The organism is Pseudomonas sp. MWU347 (genome assembly GCF_017947305.1).
Lineage (GTDB): Bacteria > Pseudomonadota > Gammaproteobacteria > Pseudomonadales > Pseudomonadaceae > Aquipseudomonas > Aquipseudomonas putida_A.
On record NZ_JAFGZB010000008.1, the window covers coordinates 125511 to 145973 of the forward strand.

Below are 20463 nucleotides of genomic sequence, written 5' to 3' on the forward strand. Positions count from 1 at the left end.
GCGCCACGGGGAGCAGACATGCTGGAAAGGCTGTTTCAACTCAAGGCACACAACACCAACGTGCGTACCGAGATTCTGGCGGGCGTCACGACCTTCCTGGCCATGGCCTACATTCTGTTCGTCAACCCGAGCATCCTCGGCGAGACCGGCATGGACAAGGGCGCGGTGTTCGTCGCCACCTGTCTGGCAGCCGCCATCGGCTCGACCATCATGGGCCTGATCGCCAACTACCCGATCGCCCTCGCGCCTGGCATGGGCCTGAACGCCTTCTTCACTTACACCGTGGTCCTGCACATGGGCCACACCTGGCAAGTGGCGCTGGGCGCGGTGTTCATCTCGGCAGTGTGCTTCTTCCTGCTGTCGATCTTCCGCATCCGCGAATGGATCATCAACAGCATCCCGCTGCCCCTGCGCTCGGCGATTGCCGCCGGTATCGGCCTGTTCCTGGCGCTGATTGCCCTGCATAACGCCGGCATCGTGGTCAGCAACCCGGCGACCATGGTCGGCCTCGGTGACCTGAAAGCCCCGGCGCCGATCCTCGCCACCCTCGGCTTCGCCCTGATCGTCGCCCTCGAAGCGCTGAAAGTGCGCGGCGCAGTGCTGATCGGCATTCTGGCAGTGACCATCATTTCCATCGCCATGGGCTTCACCCCGTTCGGCGGCGTGACCTCGATGCCACCTTCGCTGGCCCCGACCTTCATGCAACTGGACATCAAGGGCGCGCTGGATATCGGTCTGGTCAGCGTGATCTTCGCCTTCCTGTTCGTCGACCTGTTCGACAACTCCGGCACCCTGATCGGCGTCGCCAAACGCGCCGGACTGATGGGCAAGGACGGCCACATGCCGAAAATGGGCCGGGCACTGATCGCCGACAGCACCGCGGCGATGGCCGGCTCGCTGCTGGGTACTTCGACCACCACCAGCTACATCGAATCCGCGGCTGGCGTGAGCGCTGGCGGGCGTACCGGTCTGACGGCTGTAGTGGTAGCTATCCTGTTCCTGCTGGCGCTGTTCTTCTCGCCACTGGCGGCCAGCGTTCCGGCATTCGCCACCGCACCGGCGTTGCTGTTCGTCGCCGTGCTGATGACTTCCGGTCTGGCGGAAATAGACTGGGAAGACATCACCGTCGCCGCACCGGTCGTGGTCACCGCGCTGGCCATGCCGTTCACCTACTCGATCGCCAACGGCATCGCCTTCGGCTTCATCTCCTGGACCGTGATCAAGTTGCTGTCGGGCCGCGCCCGTGAGCTGAACCCGGCGCTGGTGATTCTGTCGATTCTGTTTGTGATCAAGTTGGGTTGGTTCAACGCATGACTTTCGATTCCCAGGCCTACGCCACTCAGCTCGAAGACAAGGTCACGCGTTTGCGTGACCTGCTGGCCCCGTTCGATGCACCAGAGCCGACCGTGTTCGACTCGCCGCTGCAGAACTTCCGCCTGCGTGCGGAATTTCGCCTGTGGCGCGAGGCCGGTGAGCGGCACTACGCAATGTTCTCCCAGGACGACAAGCGCACGCCGATCCTGATCGAAGAGTTCCCGATTGCCAGCCTGCGCATCAACCAGTTGATGCCGCAGCTCAAGGCGGCATGGCAGGCCAGTTCGGCGCTGAGCCACAAGCTGTTCCAGGTGGAGTTCCTGACCACCCTGGCCGGCGATGCGATGATTACCCTGTGCTATCACCGTCCGCTGGACGAGCACTGGCATGCGGCCGCGTCGAAGTTGGCGGCTGATCTCAACGTCAGCGTCATCGGGCGTTCCAAGGGCAAGCGCGAAGTCATCGGCCACGATTACGTGGTGGAGAAACTCGAAGTCGGTGGTCGCACCTTCAGCTACCGCCAGCCGGAAGGCGCATTCACCCAGCCCAATGGCACGGTGAACCAGAAGATGCTGAACTGGGCATTCGAAGCGCTGGGCGATCGCAGCGATGATCTGCTGGAGCTGTACTGCGGCAACGGCAACTTCACCCTGCCGCTCGCCACCCGTGTGCGCAAAGTGCTGGCCACCGAGATCAGCAAGACCTCGGTCAACGCCGCACTGAGCAACCTCAGCGAAAACGCTGTGGATAACGTCACGCTGGTGCGCCTGTCCGCCGAAGAGCTGACCGAAGCGCTGAACGAAGTGCGCCCGTTCCGTCGCCTGCAAGGCATCGACCTGAAAAGCTACGAGTTCGGCAGCGTATTCGTCGACCCGCCGCGCGCCGGCATGGACCCGGACACCTGCGAGCTGACCCGGCGCTTCGACAATATCCTGTACATCTCCTGCAACCCGGAAACCCTCGCGGCCAACATCGCCCAACTGCACGACACGCACCGCATCACCCGCTGCGCGATGTTCGACCAGTTCCCGTGGACACATCACATGGAGTCCGGGGTGTTGCTGACCCGGCGTTGATGGCGAATGCCAGATACGAGAAAGCCGTCGTGATTGACGGCTTTTTTGTGGGTGATGTTTTGTTTTGTGCGATTAACGAACACTAAGCGCCAAGCGCAACGTTGCTCAATTGACCATGGTAACCATCTGGTACATTTTACCTCCACAGGCTGAAACCTTCGGCCCAAGCCAAAAACAATAAGTGGAGTTTGCCCCCATGCCCCCTATCGTTCTGGTGCTCAACGGCCCGAACCTGAACCTGCTCGGCACTCGTGAACCGGCAACCTACGGTCACGAAACCCTGGCTGATATTTCTGCTCTGTGCGGCCGCGCTGCCGAAGAATTCGGCCTGGCCGTGGAGTTTCGCCAGACCAATCACGAAGGCGAATTGCTCGACTGGATTCATGCGGCACGCGGCCGTTGCGCCGGGATCGTGATCAACCCGGCGGCGTGGACGCACACCTCGGTGGCGATCCGCGACGCGCTGGTGGCCAGTGAGTTGCCGGTGATCGAAGTGCACCTGTCCAACGTGCATGCGCGTGAGCCATTCCGCCGCCACTCGTTTGTCTCGGCCATCGCCACGGCGGTGATGTGCGGCTTCGGCAGCCATGGCTATCGCCTGGCCCTGGAGCATTTCAGTCAGCGACTGAAGGGGCGCGCAGCATGACCCGTAAACCGGTAATACTGGCTGGCCTGATCGGTGCGGGTATTCAAGCCTCGCGCACGCCAGCACTGCATGAACATGAGGGCGACGCCCAAGGCTTGCGCTACCTGTATCGGCTGATTGATCTCGATCAGTTGCATCTGGACAGCAACGCCCTGCCCGACTTGCTGCAGGCGGCCGAGCGGATGAACTACACCGGCCTGAACATTACTTTCCCGTGCAAGCAGGCGATCATCCCGCTGCTCGACGAACTGTCCCCGGAAGCCCGGGGCATCGGCGCGGTCAACACCGTGGTGCTCAAGGACGGCAAACGCATCGGCCACAACACTGATTGCCTGGGTTTTGCCGAAGGTTTTCGCCGAGGCCTGAAGGACGCTGCGCGTGAACGTGTCGTCCAGATGGGGGCCGGCGGTGCGGGAGCGGCAGTGGCCCACGCGCTGCTGAGCGAAGGCGTACAGCAACTGAGCATTTTCGACGTCGACCGCGAACGTGCCGAGAGTCTGGCGAACAACCTCAACCAGCATTTCGGCTCAGGCCGCGCGGTGGCCGGGCGAGATCTGCCGGGCACGCTGAATCAGGCCGATGGTCTGGTGAATACCACGCCGATGGGCATGGCCAAACTGCCGGGGATGCCAGTGCCGGTGGAGTTGCTGCGCAAGGAATTGTGGGTGGCGGAGATCGTTTACTTCCCGCTGGAAACCGAACTGCTGCGCAACGCCCGCGCGCTGGGTTGCCGCACGCTGGACGGCGGCAACATGGCGGTGTTTCAAGCGGTGAAGGCGTTTGAATTGTTCAGCGGCGTGGTGCCGGATGCGCAGCGGATGCTTGCGCATTTTCAAAGCATGAACGGCTGAAGATAAACATCGATCCTGTGGGAGCGGGCTTGCTCGCGAAGGCTGTGTGTCAGGCGCTAGATGTATAGGCTGACACGCCGCTTTCGCGAGCAAGCCCGCTCCCACATTGGATAGGTGTCACGGCTGCAAGTAGCGCAACACCGACTCGCAGATCATCTCGCGATGACGCTGCTTGATGCTTTCGTCCGGCAGGTCGATCTGAAAAATCTCACCGAACGTATGGCGGTTCGAGACGCGGTAGAAACAGAACGAACTGATCAGCAAGTGCACATCCAGCGCGTCCAGCCCGGCGCGGAAGACCCCCTCCTCGGCACCGCGCCGCAAAATCTCGCCCAGTGAATCGAGGATCGTATTGTTCATCGCCTTGATCGTGTCCGAACGCTTCACGAACTCGGCGTTGTGAATATTTTCGATACAGACGATGCGCACGAAATCGACGTTGCGGTCGTGGTGATCGAAGGTGAATTCCACCAGTCGACGGATCGCCACCACCGGCGGCAACTCGGCCAGGTGCAGGCGGTTTTCGGTGCTGCGGATGTCGCCGTAAAGCTTCTCCAGCACCTCGACGTACAACTGCTCCTTACTGCCGAAGTAGTAATAGATCATGCGTTTGGAGGTGTGGATACGCTCGGCGATCGCGTCGACGCGGGCGCCGGACAAGCCCTGCTGGACGAACTCGACGATCGCCTCCTGCAGGATGTTCTCGCGGGTTTTTTCCGGGTTGTTCTTGCGACTCTTGCGCGGCTCGATACCGGATTCGACGGGAGCGGCGGGGAGTTCTGAAGTCATTGTCATTGCGGGCTCACGGCCATCACTGCACAGGTTGGCGATTATGGGCCGCGCTGCACAGTGAAGGAAGCCACGCGGCTCGTGTTTAATCCCGCGTTTACGAAATTCCTACAACTTCGCCTGACGCACCGCACCGCTGCGTGATTTGGCCATCGCCGCCAGACGGACCGCAACGTTCGCCGCACCATAACCGGCATAGCCGTTTTTACGCTGGATGATCTCGAAGAAGAAGCGCCCCTCGAACGGCTCGGTGTACACGTGGAACAGCTCGCCGCCCTGCGCGTCGCGGTCGTAGAGCACGTTGTAGTACGCCAGCTCGCTGAGGAACTCGTCGTCGAAATCGAAGCGCGCGGCGAGGTCGTCGTAATAGTTGAGCGGGATATCCAGCAACGGCACACCAGCTTCTTTGGCGCGGCTGACTTCGGCGAAGATGTCATCACAATCGAAGGCGATGTGATGCACACCGGAGCCGCGATAACTCGACAGCGCGTGGGAGATCGCGGTGTTGCGATTCTCGGAGATGTTCAGCGGTAGACGGATCGAGCTGTCGCGGCTGCGCAACGCCCGGCTTTTCACCAGACCGTACGGATCGGGCAGCACCACTTCATCGTCGGCCTCAAAATCCAGCAGGCTCTTGTAGAACAGCACCCAGCTGTCGAGGCTGTCGGCCGGCAGCGCCATGGCCATGTGATCGATGCGCTTGAGGCCGCCACGGGCCTGAGCGTTCGGCAGCAGATTGAAGTCGGTGCCATAAACGTCCGCCGCCTCATCCACCAGATAAATCAGGCTGCCGTCCGGCGCACGCACCGCGGCCAGTTCCAGTTCGTTGGGGCCGACCAGGCCTCGATAGGGCTGGCCCTTGTAGGCAACGGCACGGGCCAGGGCGCTGGCGCTGTCCTTGACCCGCACGGCGGTGGCACACAGCGACGGGCCGTGGGCCTCGAAAAAACTGTGGCCGAACGAATACGGTTCGGCGTTGAGGATCAGGTTGATATCGCCTTGGCGCAACAGGCTCACACTCTTGGAGCGGTGCTGCCCGGCCTTAACGAAGCCCAGGCGCTCCAGCCAGTTGCTCAGTTTGGCGCCGAGGCTTTCGTCGACGGCGAACTCGAGAAACTCGATGCCGTTGTACTCGCTGGCCGGCGGCGTTTCGAAGAGGATTTCACGGTTGGCCACTGGCGTTGCTTGCTGTTCCAGGCGCTGACGGGTTTTCTCTTCCAGATACAGCAGCGAACGCAGACCATCAGCGGCATTGGCCCGTGGCGGTGCGGCGCGGAAGCCATCGTTGAAAATTTCCAGCGACAACGGCCCGGTGTAACCACTCTGGATGATCGGCGCGAGGAACCCCGGCAGATCGAATTCGCCCTGCCCCGGGAAGCAACGGAAATGCCGGCTCCACTCCAGGACATCCATGGCGAGGATCGGCGCGTCAGCCATTTGCACAAAGAAAATCTTGTCGCCAGGAATGTCGGCAATCGCGCTTGGATCACCTTTCAGCGACAAGGTGTGAAAGCTGTCGAGCAGCACGCCGAGTGCCGGGTGGTCGGCCTGGCGAACAATGTCCCAGACCTGTTGATAAGTATTGACGTGCCGGCCCCAGGCCAGCGCTTCATAGCCGATACGCAACCCGCGAGCGCCGGCACGTTCGGCCAGCAGCCGCAGGTCCTCGACCAGAATCTGCCGGTCGCCGACGCTGTCCGCCGAGGCGTTGCTGCACACCAGCACCAGATCGGTGCCCAGCTCCTGCATCAGGTCGAATTTGCGCTCGGCCCGCTCCAGATTGCGCGCCAGCCGATCACGGCGGCAGCCCTCGAAATCGCGGAACGGCTGGAACAGGGTGATGGCGATCCCCAGGTCAGCGCACATCTGCCGGATTTCCCGCGGGCTGCCGTCGTAATACAGAAGATCGTTCTCGAAGATCTCGACGCCGTCGAACCCGGCGGCGGCAATGGCTTCGAGCTTTTCCGGCAGGGTGCCGCTCAGGGAAACGGTGGCAATGGAACGCTGCATGTTGCTACTCCCGGACTGCGCTGCAGTTTTTTACAGGGGATCATTTTTTATCGTGAGGAAATTATTGGCTGCATCGTCTTCAGCAGCAATTTAAAGTGTACCAGCCGGTTAGTTTTGCGTGCGATTATCGAACACTATGGCGTTTCGGCGAATTGACGATTTTTCGTCCACTGCCCACCATCGACTTCACATTGAGTCCGGAAATGAACCTTCGGTCGCAGTGCGTGCAAACAACACCACATAACAAATTCAAAAACGGGTGGAACAATGATTCCTTCACAGACTTCCCGCATGGCCCCGGCCATGAGCACTGCCACGGGTGGCATCGGCGACAAGATCCGCGGCGCCATGGCTGTCGGCAAGACCCGTTGGGGCATGCTGGCGCTGGTGTTTTTCGCCACGACCCTGAACTACATCGACCGCGCAGCCCTCGGCGTCATGCAGCCGATCCTCGCCAAGGAAATGAGCTGGACGGCGATGGATTACGCCAACATCAACTTCTGGTTTCAGGTCGGCTACGCGATTGGTTTCGTCCTGCAGGGACGCCTGATCGACCGGGTCGGCGTGAAACGCGTGTTCTTCTGCGCAGTGCTGCTCTGGAGCCTGGCTACCGGCGCCCACGGTCTGGCGACTTCGGCCGTCGGCTTCATGGTCTGCCGCTTCATCCTCGGCCTGACCGAAGCGGCCAACTACCCGGCCTGCGTGAAAACCACGCGCCTGTGGTTCCCCGCCGGTGAACGCGCCGTGGCCACCGGCATCTTCAACGCCGGGACCAACGTCGGCGCCATGTTCACGCCGATGCTGCTGCCGCTGATTCTGCACGTGTGGGGCTGGCAGGCGGCGTTCCTGTGCATGTCGGCACTGGGCGGGATCTGGTTGCTGTTCTGGGGCCTGAAGTACTTCAACCCGGAAGACCATCCAAGCGTTAAACAGTCCGAGCTTGAGTACATCCAGCAGGAAGTCGAACCGGAACAGGCCCGCGTACCGTTTTCACGCATCCTGCGCATGCGCGGCACCTGGGCGTTCGCCCTCGCCTATTCGCTGACCGCGCCGGTGTTCTGGTTCTACCTGTACTGGCTGCCGCCGTTTCTCAATCAGCAATACAACCTGGGTATCAACGTCACCCAGATGGGCATTCCGCTGATCATCATTTACGTCACCGCTGACTTCGGCAGCGTGGGCGGCGGGATTCTGTCTTCGTTCCTGATCGGTCGCGGCATGAACTCAATCAAAGCGCGGCTGCTGTCGATGTTCCTGTTCGCATGCTGCATCATCGGCGTGATCATGGCCGCCGGTTCGAGCAATCTGTGGGTCGCCGTCGCGGCAATCTCCCTGGCCATCGGCGCGCATCAGGCCTGGACCGCGAACATCTGGAGCCTGGTGATGGACTACACGCCCAAGCACATGATGAGCACGGTGTTCGGTTTCGGCGGTATGTGCGCAGCGATCGGCGGGATGTTCATGACCCAGATCGTCGGCCACATCCTGACCGTCACCCATAACAACTACACGGTGCTGTTCACGCTGATCCCGGCGATGTACTTCATTGCCCTGACCTGGATGTACTTCATGGCACCGCGCAAGATTCCAGACGTCACCGAATAACCTGCCTGCACCCCTCCCCCCTGTGGGAGCGGGCTTGCTCGCGAAAGCATTTAGTCAGTCACTGAAGATGTCGACTGATCCACCGCCTTCGCGAGCAAGCCCGCTCCCACAGGGTTATTTATCTCTCTCATCTGCGGCTCTGCTGCCACGCCGCCGCCAGGCCGCTGCAGCAGATCACCGCAATCCCGATCACCGTCAACAGACTCGGCGTGTGATTGAACACCACCCACCCCAACAACCCGGCAAACACGATCTGGCAATAACCGAACGGCGCCAGCAATGCCGGCGCGGCATGGCGGAACGCCTGGGTCAGAAACAGGTGCGCAGTCATCCCGCAGCTGCCCAGCGCCAGCATCAACACGGCGTGCGACAAGGTCGGCACCTGCCAGAAGAACGGCACCAACGCACTCATCACCAGCGTGTTGCACAGACCAGCGAAGAAGTTGCTGGTGGTCGGGCTGTCGACCTCACTGAGCTTGCGCGTCAGCAGTTGATAGAAGCAGAAAAACAGCGCCGAGCAGAATGGCAGCAGCACCGCCGGGGTGAACAACTCGCCTCCCGGATGGACGATGATCAGCACCCCGATAAAACCGCAGATCACCGCGATCCACTGCCCGCGCGTCACCCGTTCCTTGAGCAACGGCACCGACAGCGCCGTCACCAGCACCGGCGCGAGAAAGTTGACCGCCGTGGCCTCGGCCAGCGGGATATACAGCAGCGCCGTGGTGAAAAACAGACTGGTGCCGAGCAGGCACAGCGCCCGCGCCAACTGCCACAACGGCCGTTTGGTGCGCAGCACGCGCAACCCCGACTGCGGCAGGAAAATCCCCGCCATCAGCAAGGTGTGCACCAGATACCGCGCCCATACCACCATGATGATCGGGTAGAAACCCGAGAGGTATTTCGACAGCGCATCGTGGCTGGAGAACAGGAAAGTCGCCACGACAATCAGCAGGATCCCCTTGAAGGGTTGGTTGACACCGGAGAGCGGGGTGCTGACGGTCATTGGATATCTCTGAAGGAAAAATGAACAGTGGCGGGGGCGCTGGCGCCCCGCCACAAAAACTGACTTATAACTGCGCCAACAATTCCCGCGTCCTGTCGAGCGCCATCTGCGCTCGTTGCAATCCGCTGACGCCCTGCTCCAGCAGTTTTACCGTGGGGATCTCCAGGCTCAGTGGAATATTAGCTGGCAGACTGCGCAACAAACCGTGCAAATCACAATCGCCCTCGCCGGGAAACCGCCGCTCATTGCGCGCCTGACGCAAGATCTCGGCCATGTCCGCCGGTCTCGGTCCCGCCACATCACACAATTGCGCATAACGCAGGCGCGCGGGCGCAACGCTGACCAGATCCTCCAGCCGTGAGCCGGAGCGATCGAAATGAAAGGCATCGACCAGCACCGCGGCGTTTTCCCGGTCGGCATTGGCAACGATGCGCAACGCCTGTTCGAGGTTGCACGCATCGGTCCAGGGCATGAACTCCAGATGCGGATGCAAGCCGTAAGGCGCCGCCAGATCACATAGGGCGGCAAAGTTGTCGGTGAGCCGTTGCTCGTCAGGATCATTGCCGGCGACCAGTAATTCACTGGCGCCGAACTCCGCGCCGACGGCCAGCAATTGCTCAAAATCGGCGACCACGGTTTGCGGTTTCAAGCGCAGGATTTCCACATCGAGCACAGCGATGCCAGTGTCGCGCAAACGCGCCAGCGTCTGACGCCGCAAATCAGCATCGGCCACCAACGGAAAGTGATATTCCTCGGGCGTCGCCGGCTCCAGGCGCAGGCCGACATGGCTGTAACCGGCACGCGCCGCCACCTCGACCATTTGCGGCGGTGACAACTCGAGTACGGTGAGACTGGCCAGAGACAGAATTCGTTCGTTCATGCTCAAGCCTCGATCGCTGCCGGGGAACAGGCACGGCCGCTGGCCGCCGCCTCGCGAATCGCCTCGACCAGCGCCAGGGTTCGCGCGGCATCGGCGGCACTGACCAAGGGTTCGACCTCACGCCGCGCGACCTGCACAAAATGTTGCAGCTGCAACCGCAACGCGTCCCCTGCCTCACACCGTTCTTGCTGCGCAATCAGCGGTTCGTGCCAGCCGGCATCGACTTGATCGGCAGCGTAATGCCAGCACTTGAGTTGCGGAATGCTCAGCGCCCCGGCGGTGCCCGCCAGCAGATAACACGGCTGATCGACCTGACGCGGGTAGGCCGGGTTCTCTCCGGAATTCAGCTCCCAGCTCCACGGCGCGGCGACCGCATCGGAACCGCTCAGCGTGCCCAGTGCACCGCCGGCAAATTGCAGTAACACCCCGACACTGTCTTCGTTGGCAAAACCCCGCACCGCGTTGTCGGTGACGGCCTGCACCGCCTGCACTTCACCGCACAGGTGACGCAGCAGATCGAGGTCGTGAATCAGGTTGGTCAGCAACAGGCCCGCGCCCGGTTCTCGGCGCCACGGAACCTCGAAATATCGGTCGGGTTTGCGTAACTGGAACAGTGCAGTAACCGTGGTCAGCCGCCCGAGCGCGCCGCTGCGCAGCAATTGGTGGGCACGCACGATCAACGGATTGTGCCGCCGATGGTGGCCGACCAGCACCGGCACGCCACTGCGTTTGACTGCCGCCACCAGTTCGCGTGCCTCATCCAGATGCACGCCCACCGGTTTCTCCAGCAACACCGGAACCCTGGCGGCGAGGCAATCCAGCGCCGTGCTGACGTGCTGATTATTCGGATTGGCCACGATCACCGCGTCCGGCCGTACCTGCTCCAGCATCTGCCGGTGATCGGCGAAATACGCCACGCCCCACTGCGCCGCCAGCGCGGGAGCCTGCGGGCCGGGATCAGCCACTGCGCACAACCGGGCTTCTTCGAGGGTTTGCAAATGCTGGTAATGCTGCTGGCCCATGTTGCCAGCGCCGATCAGGGCGATACGAAGGGGCGGAGTCAAGGCGCGATCCTTTTGTGATTGTTGTTGGAAATGTCACTCCAGCAACAATTTAGAACCGCGTTCCACAATCAAACACCCAGTGATGGGAAAACCGTGCGAACACCGCACAACTTTGTACACGACACCCGGACCTGTAGGAGCTGCCGAAGGCTGCGATCTTTTGATCTTGACCTTAAAAAACAAAGTCAAAAGATCGCAGCCTTCGGCAGCTCCTACAGGGGATCGGTCAGATGAACAATTCGGACGCCAGGCTCGCCGCCGACAACTCCTCGGTAAACTTCATCAGCAGCGGCGCCAACTCGTGCAACCGCGCGCCGGGCATCCGTGCGCTCGGCCCGGCAATGCTCAGTACGCCGATCACTCGCCCGTCAACCGGATGCTTGACCACCGCGGCAATCGCCGAGGTGCCCACCGCCGAACTTTCCTCGACACAGGCATAACCCTGTTCCCGCGCCAGGCGCAGGCGCTCCAGCAGTTCGATATTGGAGCGCGGCGCATTCGGCCCGACGCCCACCGGTACTTCCGCGCCCTGGCGCTCGACCAGCGACAACGCCTCGGCATCGCTCATGCACGCCAGCCACGCGTGCCCGGAAGCGGTGTAGAACAACGGCGCGTCGCGGCCCATGTCCGGGTCATAACGCAAGCCCGTCCGTGCGCCCTGCGCCTTGGCGATCCAGGTCTGGCGCTCGCCATCGATCACCCCCAGACGCACCAGTTCACCGGTTTCCTGCGCCAGTCGATCCAGCACCGGTTGCACGATGTCGGCACCGCTGCTCGACAGGTACTGAAACCCCATCGCCACCAGTTTGGTCGACAGGTGATAGCGCAGAGTGTCGCCATTCTGCCGCACGTAGCCCAGCCGAATCAGCTCCGCGAGCATCCGGTGGGTGGCACTTTTCGGGATATCCAGTTGCTCGGCCAGCGTCTGCATCGGCAGCCCGCGCGGCTCACTGGTGAGGCTTTCCAGCACGCTGAAAACCCGTTCGATCTGACTGCCGGCCATGGGAAGGTCCAAGTGAAATTTTGCCGATTCTAGAAGACATCCGAGACAAAGCGAAATCCGGAACTGGCTGTGCGATAACCGCCCACTTTACTGAACCATGCCTTGTTGCAGCTGCGCAAAATTAGTTAATTTCTGGAACCTAATTCCAATAAAACCCAGCTGCGGAGCTTTGCCTGATGCCTGCCGAACTTCCCGAAATCGACTGTGACGTTCTGGTCGTCGGCTCCGGTGCCGCCGGTTTATCCACAGCGGTCACTGCCGCATGGCACGGTCTGAAGGTCATCGTGGTTGAAAAAGATCCGGTGTTCGGCGGTGCCACTGCGTGGTCCGGCGGCTGGGCATGGGTGCCGTGCAATCCGCTGGCCCGACGCGCCGGCATCTTCGAAGATGTCGAGCAGCCGCGCACGTACCTGCGCCATGAACTCGGCGAGCATTACGACCCGGCAATGGTCGACGCTTTCCTCACCGCCGGGCCGCACATGGTCGCGTTCTTCGAACAGCACACTGCTCTGCAATTTGCCGATGGCAACGCCATTGCCGACATTCATGGCGATACGCCCGGCGCGGGCACGGGCGGTCGCTCGGTCATCGCGGCGCCTTACGACGGACGAACAGTCGGACGCCTGCTCAGGCGCCTGCGTACAACAATGCGCGAAACGTCCTTCATGGGCATGCCGATCATGGCCGGCGCCGACCTTTCGGCGTTCCTCAATCTCACCCGTTCGCTGAAAGCCGCGTGGCATGTAACCCGTCGTTTTACCCGGCACTTGCTTGACCTCGCGGTACACGGCCGGGCCATGCAACTGGTCAACGGTGTGGCGCTGGTCGCAAGGCTGGCGAAGTCCGCCGAGGACCTTGGCGTTTTGTTATGGGAGTCGGCACCCGTGACCGAGCTGCTGCGCGATGACGCAGGGGTTTGCGGCGCGCTGGTCAACAGCGCCAAAGGCCCGATCCGCATTCATGCACGTAAAGCCGTGGTGCTGGCCGCCGGCGGATTCGCCAACGACGTCGAACGGCGCAAGGCCTTGTTTCCGCGCACGCCCACGGGTCATGAACACTGGGCACTGCCGCCGCTGGCGGTGAATGGCGATGGCCTGCGTCTGGGCGAAAGCGTCGGTGCCACGGTCAATACCGAGCTGGCGTCGCCCGTGGCCTGGGCGCCGGTCTCGCAAGTGCCGCATGCTGACGGCAGCATCGGCCATTTCCCACACATCATCGAACGCGGCAAACCGGGAATCATCGGCGTACTGCGCAACGGCCAGCGCTTCGTCAACGAGGCCAACGGTTACTACGACTACGTCAGCGCCATGGTTGCCGCCACGCCTGAAGGCGAAGAAGTCGCCTCGTGGCTGATCTGCAGCCGCGCCTTTCAACGGCGTTATGGCTTGGGCATGTCGCGGCCATTTCCCGTTCCGGTGTCAGGATTTATCCGCAGCGGCTATCTGAAAACCGGCAACACCCTTGAAGAATTGGCCAGCGCCTGCGGCATCGACCCCAGCGGATTGCGCCAGACGGTGGAGGACTACAACCGCCATGCACGCCACGGCGAGGACCCGTCGTTCGGTCGCGGCGCAACGCCCTATAACCGCAAGCAGGGCGATCCGGCGAACCTTCCCAACCCTTGCGTTGCCCCAATAGAGGCCGGCCCTTTTTATGCCGTGAAAGTGCAACCGGGCTGCTTCGGCACCTTTGCCGGGCTCAAGGTCAACCCGCAGGCGCAAGTGCTCGATGCCCATGCCCAGCCCATCGCCGGGCTCTACGCCGCCGGTGGCGACATGGCCAGCATCATGGGCGGGCACTATCCGGCAGGCGGGATCAACCTCGGCCCGGCGCTGACTTTCGGCTACATCGCCGCCCGGCATATCGCCGGCATCACTGCTTTCGAACAGGAGATCGACCATGCAACACATCGTTAACGCCCAGGGTTTGAACATGCCGAAACTCGGCCTCGGCACCTGGCCGATGCTCGGCGACGAATGCACCCGTGCCGTCGAGCAAGCGCTGGAACTCGGCTACCGGCACATCGACACGGCAGCGGCCTACAACAACGAAGACGCGGTCGGACAAGCATTGGCGAATACACCGACACCCCGCGAGCAGATTCATGTCACCACCAAGGTCTGGTGGGACCAGTTGCAACCCGACGCCATGCGCCACTCGATGGAACGAAGCCTCAAGGCTTTGCGCTGCGAGTACGTCGACCTGTTCATGATCCACTGGCCGAGCACTGACTGGGACTTGCCGCGCACGCTTGAAACCCTCGCATCCTTCAAGGAGCAAGGTCTGGCTCGCAACATCGGCGTGGCGAATTTTCCGCTGCCGCTGCTGCGCACAGTCGTCGAGGAATACGGCATCCCTCTGTCAGCGATCCAGGTCGAGTACCACGTCCTGCTCGGCCAGAACGCCCTGCTCGACTATGCCCGCCAACACGATCTGGCACTGACGGCCTACACGCCATTGGCGCGTAACAAGGTCTCGGAGATTCCACAGATTCAGCAGATTGCCGAAAAACACGGCGTGCTACCGACTCAGGTGGCGCTGAAGTGGCTGCTGGATCAGCCCAACGTCGCGGCGATTCCCAAAGCCAGCAGCCGCGCCAATCAACTGGCGAACCTGGCTTCGCTGCAGGTTGAACTGGACGCTGAAGACCGCGCACTGATCGCCGCGCTGCCGAAGAATCAGCGTCAGGTCAGCCCGGATTTCGCCCCGGTGTGGGATGCCTTCGATCGCTGACGCACAGCGCGCCGAGAGAAATCCGCCAACGGATTGAATTAGTCGCGCACACGCTCGTCAATAACAGGCCCGCCCTCGTCACCCGAGGCCGGGCCTGTTGGCGTGTGCTCGAATAGACGGACGACCGGACTGGCGCCACACTCTCACACCAGCAACACTCATCACCACGTACAGAAAGAGGATTACCACATGCTATGGAAAAAAGGCCGACGCAGTGACAACGTCGTCGATGCCCGTGGCGATGATAGCGGCGGCGGTGGTGGCATGCGGTTCGGTGGCGGCAAAGGCCTGAGCCTGGGGGCGATCCTGCTGATCGTCGGCATCGGCTGGATCACCGGACAGGATCCGTTGCAGATCCTCGGCCAGCTCACTGGGCAAATGACCGAGCAATCGGCACCGGCCTCGACGCAAACCCGCCAGGCGCCACCGGCCAACGACCAGCAAGCCGAATTCGTGCGTTCGATCCTTGGTGATACCGAAGACACCTGGGGCGCCATCTTCCAGCAGGCCGGGCGCCAATATAAGGACCCGACCCTGGTGCTGTTCAGCAACCGGGTGAATTCCGCTTGCGGGCTGGCGACTTCGGCGACCGGCCCGTTCTACTGCCCGGCGGATCAGAAAGTCTATCTGGACATGGCCTTCTTCCAGGAAATGGCCCAGCGCTTCAAGGCCGCCGGTGACTTCGCCCAGGCCTACGTGATCGCGCACGAAGTCGGCCACCATGTGCAGACGCTGCTCGGCGTCTCGGCAAAAATTCAGACGGCCCGTCAGCAGGGCCGGCAGATGCAGGGCGACGGCGGTTTGCTGGTGCGTCAGGAATTGCAGGCCGACTGCCTGGCCGGCGTCTGGGCCTACCATGCGCAGAAGCGCCTGAACTGGCTGGAACCGGGTGACGTCGAAGAGGCCTTGAATGCGGCCAACGCCATCGGTGATGATCGCCTGCAACAACAGGGTCAGGGCCGCGTGGTGCCGGACTCGTTTACCCATGGCACGTCGGCGCAAAGGGTGCGCTGGTTCAAAACCGGTTTCGCTCAGGGCCAGGTCGGCCAGTGCGATACCTTCGCGGCGAAAAACCTGTAAATGCGCAAATGGCTTCTGGCTTTACTGATCATCGGCGGCAACGCGCACGCGGCAGGCGTCGATGCCATCAGCCCCGGGCGCCTGCAATTCGAGGCCGGCGAAATGGCCGTTGGCATCAGCCCCGCACCTGAGAAAATCGAACGGGTGCTGATCGTCATTCACGGTCGTCTGCGCAATGCCGAGACCTATCGCAAGAGTGCCGAGCACGCCACCGAACTGGCCGGGCAAACGGCGCACACGCTGGTGATCGCGCCGCAGTTTCTCAACGAAAGCGACGTCGCGCTGTACTCCCTACCCAACACATTGCTGCGCTGGAAAGGCAACGAGTGGATGGGCGGCGGGTTATCCACAGGGCCGAAGCCGCTGAGTTCCTACGCCGCACTCGACGCCATCGTCGCCCGGGTCAGCGACCGCAAGCAGTTTCCGGATGTGCAGCAGATCGTGATTTTCGGCCATTCCGGTGGCGGTCAAGTGGTGCAGCGTTATGCCTTGCTGGCCAAGGAGCAACCGGCGCTGAAGGCCAATGGCATTCGCCTGCGCTATGTGGTGGCCAATCCGTCGTCGTACGCGTATTTCAACGAACAGCGGCCGGTAGCGTTCGATCACGCACAGTGCCCGGGTTTCAATCGCTGGAAGTACGGGTTGACCGACATGCCGGTGTACGCCGGTGGGCAAACACCGTTGCAGCTTGAGAGCAGCTACATCAAACGCGAAGTGATTTACCTGCTGGGGCAGCAGGACATAGACCCGCAACATCCGGCGCTGGACAAGAGTTGCGCCGCCGAGGCACAAGGCGCGTATCGGCTGGAACGCGGCAAGCTGTTTTTCGGCTACCTGCTGCGCCGGCATCCGGAAGGGGTCAATCAGCGGCTGGTTGAAGTGCCCGGGGTCGGGCATAACGGCGATGGGATGTTGACGTCGCCGGAGGGGCTGAAAGCGCTGTTTGATTAATGACTTGTGGTGACTGTTGAGGCGCCATCGCGAGCAGGCTCACTCCTACAGGGGAAACGCATTCCAATTGTAGGAGTGAGCCTGCTCGCGATGAGGCCAGATCAGACAATAAAGATCTCAGACCGAAAGCATCCGCCGCAACTCGACACAATCCTGCGCATGCCAATCCGTCAGCTCCGGCCACGGGTTGTCCGGCAGATTCACCAGCACCGTACGCGCCCCGGCCGCCCGCCCGCAATCCAGGTCAAAACGGTAATCCCCGACCATCACCATTTCGCTGGCCGGGACGTTCCAGGCTTCGGCCAGTTTCAGCAACCCGCCGGGATGCGGCTTCGGTGGCGCTTCATCGCGGCCCAGCACATCTTCCACGGCGAAGCAGTCGGCCAGGCCGATGGCGTCGAGCGTCACATGCGCGAGTTCCCGCGCATTACGGGTCAGAATGCCCAGGCGATAACCGCGCCCGTGCAGGTCACGCACCAGCTCCACCGCACCGGCAGCCGGTTTCGAACCCAGCGCCAGATCGCGCTCATGCTCCAGCAACCACGCGTGTTTCGCCGCGGCTTCATCGGCGGGAAGCGCCGCGAGGTGGGTGAGAATGTCGTCCTCGGGCGGAATCGCCAGCGCCACGCGGATCGCCGCAAAGTCATGCACGGCGACCGTCAGGGTGCCGTCCATGTCGAACACCCAGTGCTTCACATCGCTCAGGCTCATGCCCAGTCCTTGCGGTGACGAATCAGGCCTTCCTGGGTCACCGACGCCACCAGTTGCCCGGCGCGGTTGTACACGCTGCCACGGGAGAACCCCCGGGAATTGCCGGCCCACGGGCTGTCCATCGCGTAGAGCAACCAGTCATCGGCGCGCAGATCGTTGTGGAACCACAGCGCGTGATCGAGGCTGGCGACCTGCATGTCTTTCTGCCAGACCGACTTGCCGTGCGGCAGCATCGAAGTGGTCAGCAGACCGAAGTCCGAGGCGTAGGCCAGCAGGTACTTGTGCAGCGCCGGAATATCCGCCAACGCGCCGTCGGCACGGAACCACACATACTTCACCGGATCGGCCGGCTGCGGGTTGTACGGATCCTTTTCGGTGACCGGGCGCACTTCGATCGGTTTCGGGCACAGCAGTTTTTCGCGCATGTGCTCGGGGATCAGGTGCGCGCGTTGCTGGGTCAGTTCCAGCTCCGACGGCAGGTTTTCCGGGCCGACCACCACCGGCATCTGGCTCTGATGCTCGAAGCCTGCCTCGTCGTATTGAAACGAAGCGCTGCAGGTGAAGATCGGGTGGCCCTTCTGGATCGCCGTGACCCGTCGCGTGCTGAAGCTGCCGCCGTCACGCACGCGATCCACCGAATACACCACCGGCAACTTGGCATCGCCCGGGCGCAGGAAATAGCCGTGCATCGAATGCACATGGCGCGCCTCTTCAACCGTCTGACTGGCCGCCGACAGCGACTGACCGAGCACCTGCCCACCGAACAACTGACGGAAACCCAAGTCCTGGCTGCGGCCACGGAACAGGTTTTCTTCGATCGGTTCCAGGGTCAGCAGGTCGACCAGATCTTCCAACACTTGGCTCATTCAGACTCTCCTCACACAACGCTATGCCGCGCAGTCTTGGCTGCGGCGGCCCATTCAGGTTCTGGCGCGAGCCACTGTCGCGCCATTGTAAACGTCCGTGTCGGCTTAGCCATGCAGGGTTTGCAGCCATTGCTCCCTGGTGATTCGGTACAACAGATGCCGGCGCAACGGGTGATCGACGGCAACTTTGGGGTGATCGAAATCATCGGCCGGATCGTGCTGCATGCCAATCGCCTGCATGACTTTCTCCGAAGGCAGATTGCTCTGCGCGGTGAAAGAAACGATCTCCTTCAGCCCCAGCCGATCAAAACCTGCGCGCAATGCCGTCCACGCCGCCTCACTGGCATAGCCCAGCCCCCAATGCTCGCGGGCCAGACGCCAGCCGATTTCCACCGCCGGGGTGAACGGCGCATCGAAACCGACCACACCCAGGCCAGTGAAACCGATGAACTCACCGCTGTCCTTGCGCTCCAGCGCCCACAGACCGAAACCGTGCTCGGCAAAATGCCCGCGCACCCGGCCGATCATCGACGCACTTTCGAGACGGCTGAGCGGGGCCGGAAAGTAACGCATCACCTGAGGATCGGCGCACATCGCCGCAAATTCCGGCAAATCCTCGTCGCGCCACTGACGCATCAGCAGGCGTGCGCTTTCGAGTTGCTGAATCGGCTCCATCATGCCCCTCCATTTCCATGCCGCAAGTCTACATCGCTGGTAGGATCGTTCACTCTTTCCATCGTTCCTACATGAAGTTGCCATGCCCCTGCCGCTGATCTACCACGAAGACTACAGCCCCGAGTTTCCGGCGGATCACCGCTTTCCGATGGACAAATTCCGCTTGCTGCGCGACCACCTGGTCGACAGCGGCCTGACCCGCGACGCCGACCTGCTGCGTCCCGAGATCTGCCCCAACGACATCCTCGCCTTGGCCCATGACCGTAGCTATATCGAACGCTACATGAGCGGCGAGTTGTCTCGCGAAGACCAGCGGCGCCTCGGCCTGCCGTGGAACGAAGCCTTGGCGCGGCGCACGGTGCGGGCGGTCGGCGGCTCGATTCTGGCGGCGAAAAAAGCCCTCGAGCATGGTCTGGCCTGTCACCTCGCCGGCGGCACCCATCACGCCCACTACGACTACCCGGCCGGGTTCTGCATCTTCAACGACCTGGCGATCATCAGCCATTACCTGCTGCAAAGCGGTCGGGTGAACCGGGTGCTGATCTTCGATTGCGACGTGCATCAGGGCGATGGCACCGCGCGGATCCTCCACGACACCCCGGAAGCAGTTACCGTTTCCCTGCACTGCGAAAAGAATTTTCCGGCACGCAAGGCCGAAAGCGACTGGGACATTCCGCTGCCCAACGGCATGGGCGATGCCGATTATCTGAAAGTGGTGGATGACACCCTCAACTACCTGCTGCCGCTGTATCAACCGGACCTGGTGCTGTACGACGCCGGGGTCGATGTGCACAAGGACGACGCCCTCGGTTATCTGCAGCTGACAGACGAAGGCGTGGCCGCCCGCGATGAAAGCGTGATGCGCCATTGCCTGGGCCGCGACATCCCGGTAGTCGGCGTGATCGGCGGCGGCTACAGCAAGGATCGCCACGCCCTCGCCCGCCGCCACGGCATCCTGCATCACAGCGCGCAACGGGTCTGGACGTCACACGGTTGTCACTAAGCTGTGCTGCGTTACCCACAATCGCTGTGGAACGGCCTGTGGATAACCTGAGCGAAAGGGACTACAGCCCACAGCGAACATGGCGTACAGCGCGATGGTTATTTTTTGACCACATACTGAATTCACTTCGATCTCCTTGTAGGAGTGAGCCTGCTCGCGATGGCGGACCGACATTCAGCACTTATGTCGCCTGATCAACC

The 20463-nt window shown here is 62.0% G+C and carries 19 protein-coding genes; 10 read left to right on the forward strand and 9 right to left on the reverse strand.

Translation table 11 applies throughout. The annotated features are described in order from the left end of the window. Positions 1-18: 18 nt before the first annotated feature. The 4 genes from KCG87_RS18200 to KCG87_RS18215 all read left to right on the forward strand — a co-directional run bounded on the left by KCG87_RS18200 (position 19) and on the right by KCG87_RS18215 (position 3887). Positions 19-1314, forward strand: coding sequence for an NCS2 family permease (locus KCG87_RS18200; RefSeq protein WP_003228434.1), 1296 nt, complete (start codon positions 19-21; stop codon positions 1312-1314). Further along, positions 1311-2390 carry a tRNA (uridine(54)-C5)-methyltransferase TrmA gene (gene trmA, locus KCG87_RS18205; protein ID WP_098965728.1) on the forward strand — a complete coding sequence of 360 codons (1080 nt, stop codon included), beginning with the start codon at positions 1311-1313 and terminating at the stop codon, positions 2388-2390. The genes KCG87_RS18200 and trmA overlap by 4 nt, the downstream gene beginning before the upstream one ends. A gap of 196 nt (positions 2391-2586) precedes the next feature. Continuing rightward, positions 2587-3036, forward strand: a complete 450-nt coding sequence (gene aroQ / locus KCG87_RS18210; protein WP_210558624.1) for a type II 3-dehydroquinate dehydratase — start codon at positions 2587-2589, stop codon at positions 3034-3036. After that, a complete protein-coding gene (locus tag KCG87_RS18215) occupies positions 3033-3887 on the forward strand; it encodes a shikimate dehydrogenase (protein WP_134787379.1) in 855 nt (284 codons plus the stop codon). The genes aroQ and KCG87_RS18215 overlap by 4 nt, the downstream gene beginning before the upstream one ends. 117 nt (positions 3888-4004) lie before the next feature. On the opposite strand, the gene KCG87_RS18220 is transcribed toward KCG87_RS18215, so the two are convergent. Beyond that, positions 4005-4682, reverse strand: coding sequence for a TetR family transcriptional regulator (locus KCG87_RS18220; RefSeq protein ID WP_027612854.1), 678 nt, complete (start codon positions 4680-4682; stop codon positions 4005-4007). Between the two features lie 102 nt (positions 4683-4784). Next, positions 4785-6686 carry a 3-dehydroshikimate dehydratase QuiC gene (gene quiC, locus KCG87_RS18225; RefSeq protein WP_210558623.1) on the reverse strand — a complete coding sequence of 634 codons (1902 nt, stop codon included), beginning with the start codon at positions 6684-6686 and terminating at the stop codon, positions 4785-4787. Positions 6687-6953: 267 nt separating this feature from the next. Here quiC and KCG87_RS18230 point away from each other — a divergent pair, with 267 nt between their 5' ends. After that, the gene (locus tag KCG87_RS18230; protein ID WP_123588933.1) at positions 6954-8291 is read left to right on the forward strand and encodes an MFS transporter; all 1338 of its coding nucleotides are present in this window, start codon (positions 6954-6956) and stop codon (positions 8289-8291) included. A gap of 127 nt (positions 8292-8418) precedes the next feature. On the opposite strand, the gene KCG87_RS18235 is transcribed toward KCG87_RS18230, so the two are convergent. From KCG87_RS18235 to KCG87_RS18250, 4 genes are all read right to left on the reverse strand, one after another. Then, positions 8419-9297: a DMT family transporter gene (locus KCG87_RS18235; RefSeq protein WP_103367270.1), complete on the reverse strand. Its 879-nt coding sequence runs from the start codon at positions 9295-9297 to the stop codon at positions 8419-8421. Between the two features lie 64 nt (positions 9298-9361). Continuing rightward, the gene (locus KCG87_RS18240) at positions 9362-10177 is read right to left on the reverse strand and encodes a sugar phosphate isomerase/epimerase (protein ID WP_210558622.1); all 816 of its coding nucleotides are present in this window, start codon (positions 10175-10177) and stop codon (positions 9362-9364) included. Positions 10178-10179: 2 nt separating this feature from the next. Next, positions 10180-11241 (reverse strand): Gfo/Idh/MocA family oxidoreductase, encoded by a 1062-nt coding sequence (locus KCG87_RS18245; RefSeq protein ID WP_210558621.1) that lies wholly within the window; start codon positions 11239-11241, stop codon positions 10180-10182. A 226-nt stretch (positions 11242-11467) separates the two neighbouring features. Continuing rightward, positions 11468-12244, reverse strand: a complete 777-nt coding sequence (locus tag KCG87_RS18250) for an IclR family transcriptional regulator (protein WP_210558620.1) — start codon at positions 12242-12244, stop codon at positions 11468-11470. 176 nt (positions 12245-12420) lie between these two features. Here KCG87_RS18250 and KCG87_RS18255 point away from each other — a divergent pair, with 176 nt between their 5' ends. From KCG87_RS18255 to KCG87_RS18270, 4 genes are all read left to right on the forward strand, one after another. Next, complete coding sequence (locus KCG87_RS18255; protein WP_210558619.1) at positions 12421-14160, forward strand: FAD-dependent oxidoreductase; 1740 nt, start codon at positions 12421-12423, stop codon at positions 14158-14160. Beyond that, positions 14144-14977, forward strand: coding sequence for an aldo/keto reductase (locus KCG87_RS18260; RefSeq protein ID WP_134787386.1), 834 nt, complete (start codon positions 14144-14146; stop codon positions 14975-14977). Before KCG87_RS18255 ends, KCG87_RS18260 begins: the two co-directional genes overlap by 17 nt. Before the next feature lie 189 nt (positions 14978-15166). Then, positions 15167-16057, forward strand: coding sequence for a neutral zinc metallopeptidase (locus KCG87_RS18265; protein WP_027612863.1), 891 nt, complete (start codon positions 15167-15169; stop codon positions 16055-16057). Further along, positions 16058-17008: an alpha/beta fold hydrolase gene (locus tag KCG87_RS18270; RefSeq protein ID WP_210558618.1), complete on the forward strand. Its 951-nt coding sequence runs from the start codon at positions 16058-16060 to the stop codon at positions 17006-17008. 117 nt (positions 17009-17125) lie between these two features. On the opposite strand, the gene KCG87_RS18275 is transcribed toward KCG87_RS18270, so the two are convergent. The 3 genes from KCG87_RS18275 to KCG87_RS18285 form a co-directional block, all read right to left on the reverse strand. After that, on the reverse strand, positions 17126-17719 hold the full coding sequence (locus KCG87_RS18275; protein WP_210558617.1) for an HAD family hydrolase: 594 nt from the start codon (positions 17717-17719) through the stop codon (positions 17126-17128). Then, entirely contained in the window at positions 17716-18585 is an 870-nt protein-coding gene (gene tesB, locus KCG87_RS18280; RefSeq protein ID WP_003228466.1) for an acyl-CoA thioesterase II, read from the reverse strand. Before tesB ends, KCG87_RS18275 begins: the two co-directional genes overlap by 4 nt. A 105-nt stretch (positions 18586-18690) precedes the next feature. Continuing rightward, complete coding sequence (locus KCG87_RS18285; RefSeq protein WP_210558656.1) at positions 18691-19260, reverse strand: GNAT family N-acetyltransferase; 570 nt, start codon at positions 19258-19260, stop codon at positions 18691-18693. A gap of 82 nt (positions 19261-19342) precedes the next feature. On the opposite strand from KCG87_RS18285, the gene KCG87_RS18290 reads away from it, so the two are divergent. Beyond that, on the forward strand, positions 19343-20263 hold the full coding sequence (locus tag KCG87_RS18290) for a histone deacetylase (protein WP_134787388.1): 921 nt from the start codon (positions 19343-19345) through the stop codon (positions 20261-20263). The last annotated feature ends 200 nt before the right edge of the window (positions 20264-20463 follow it).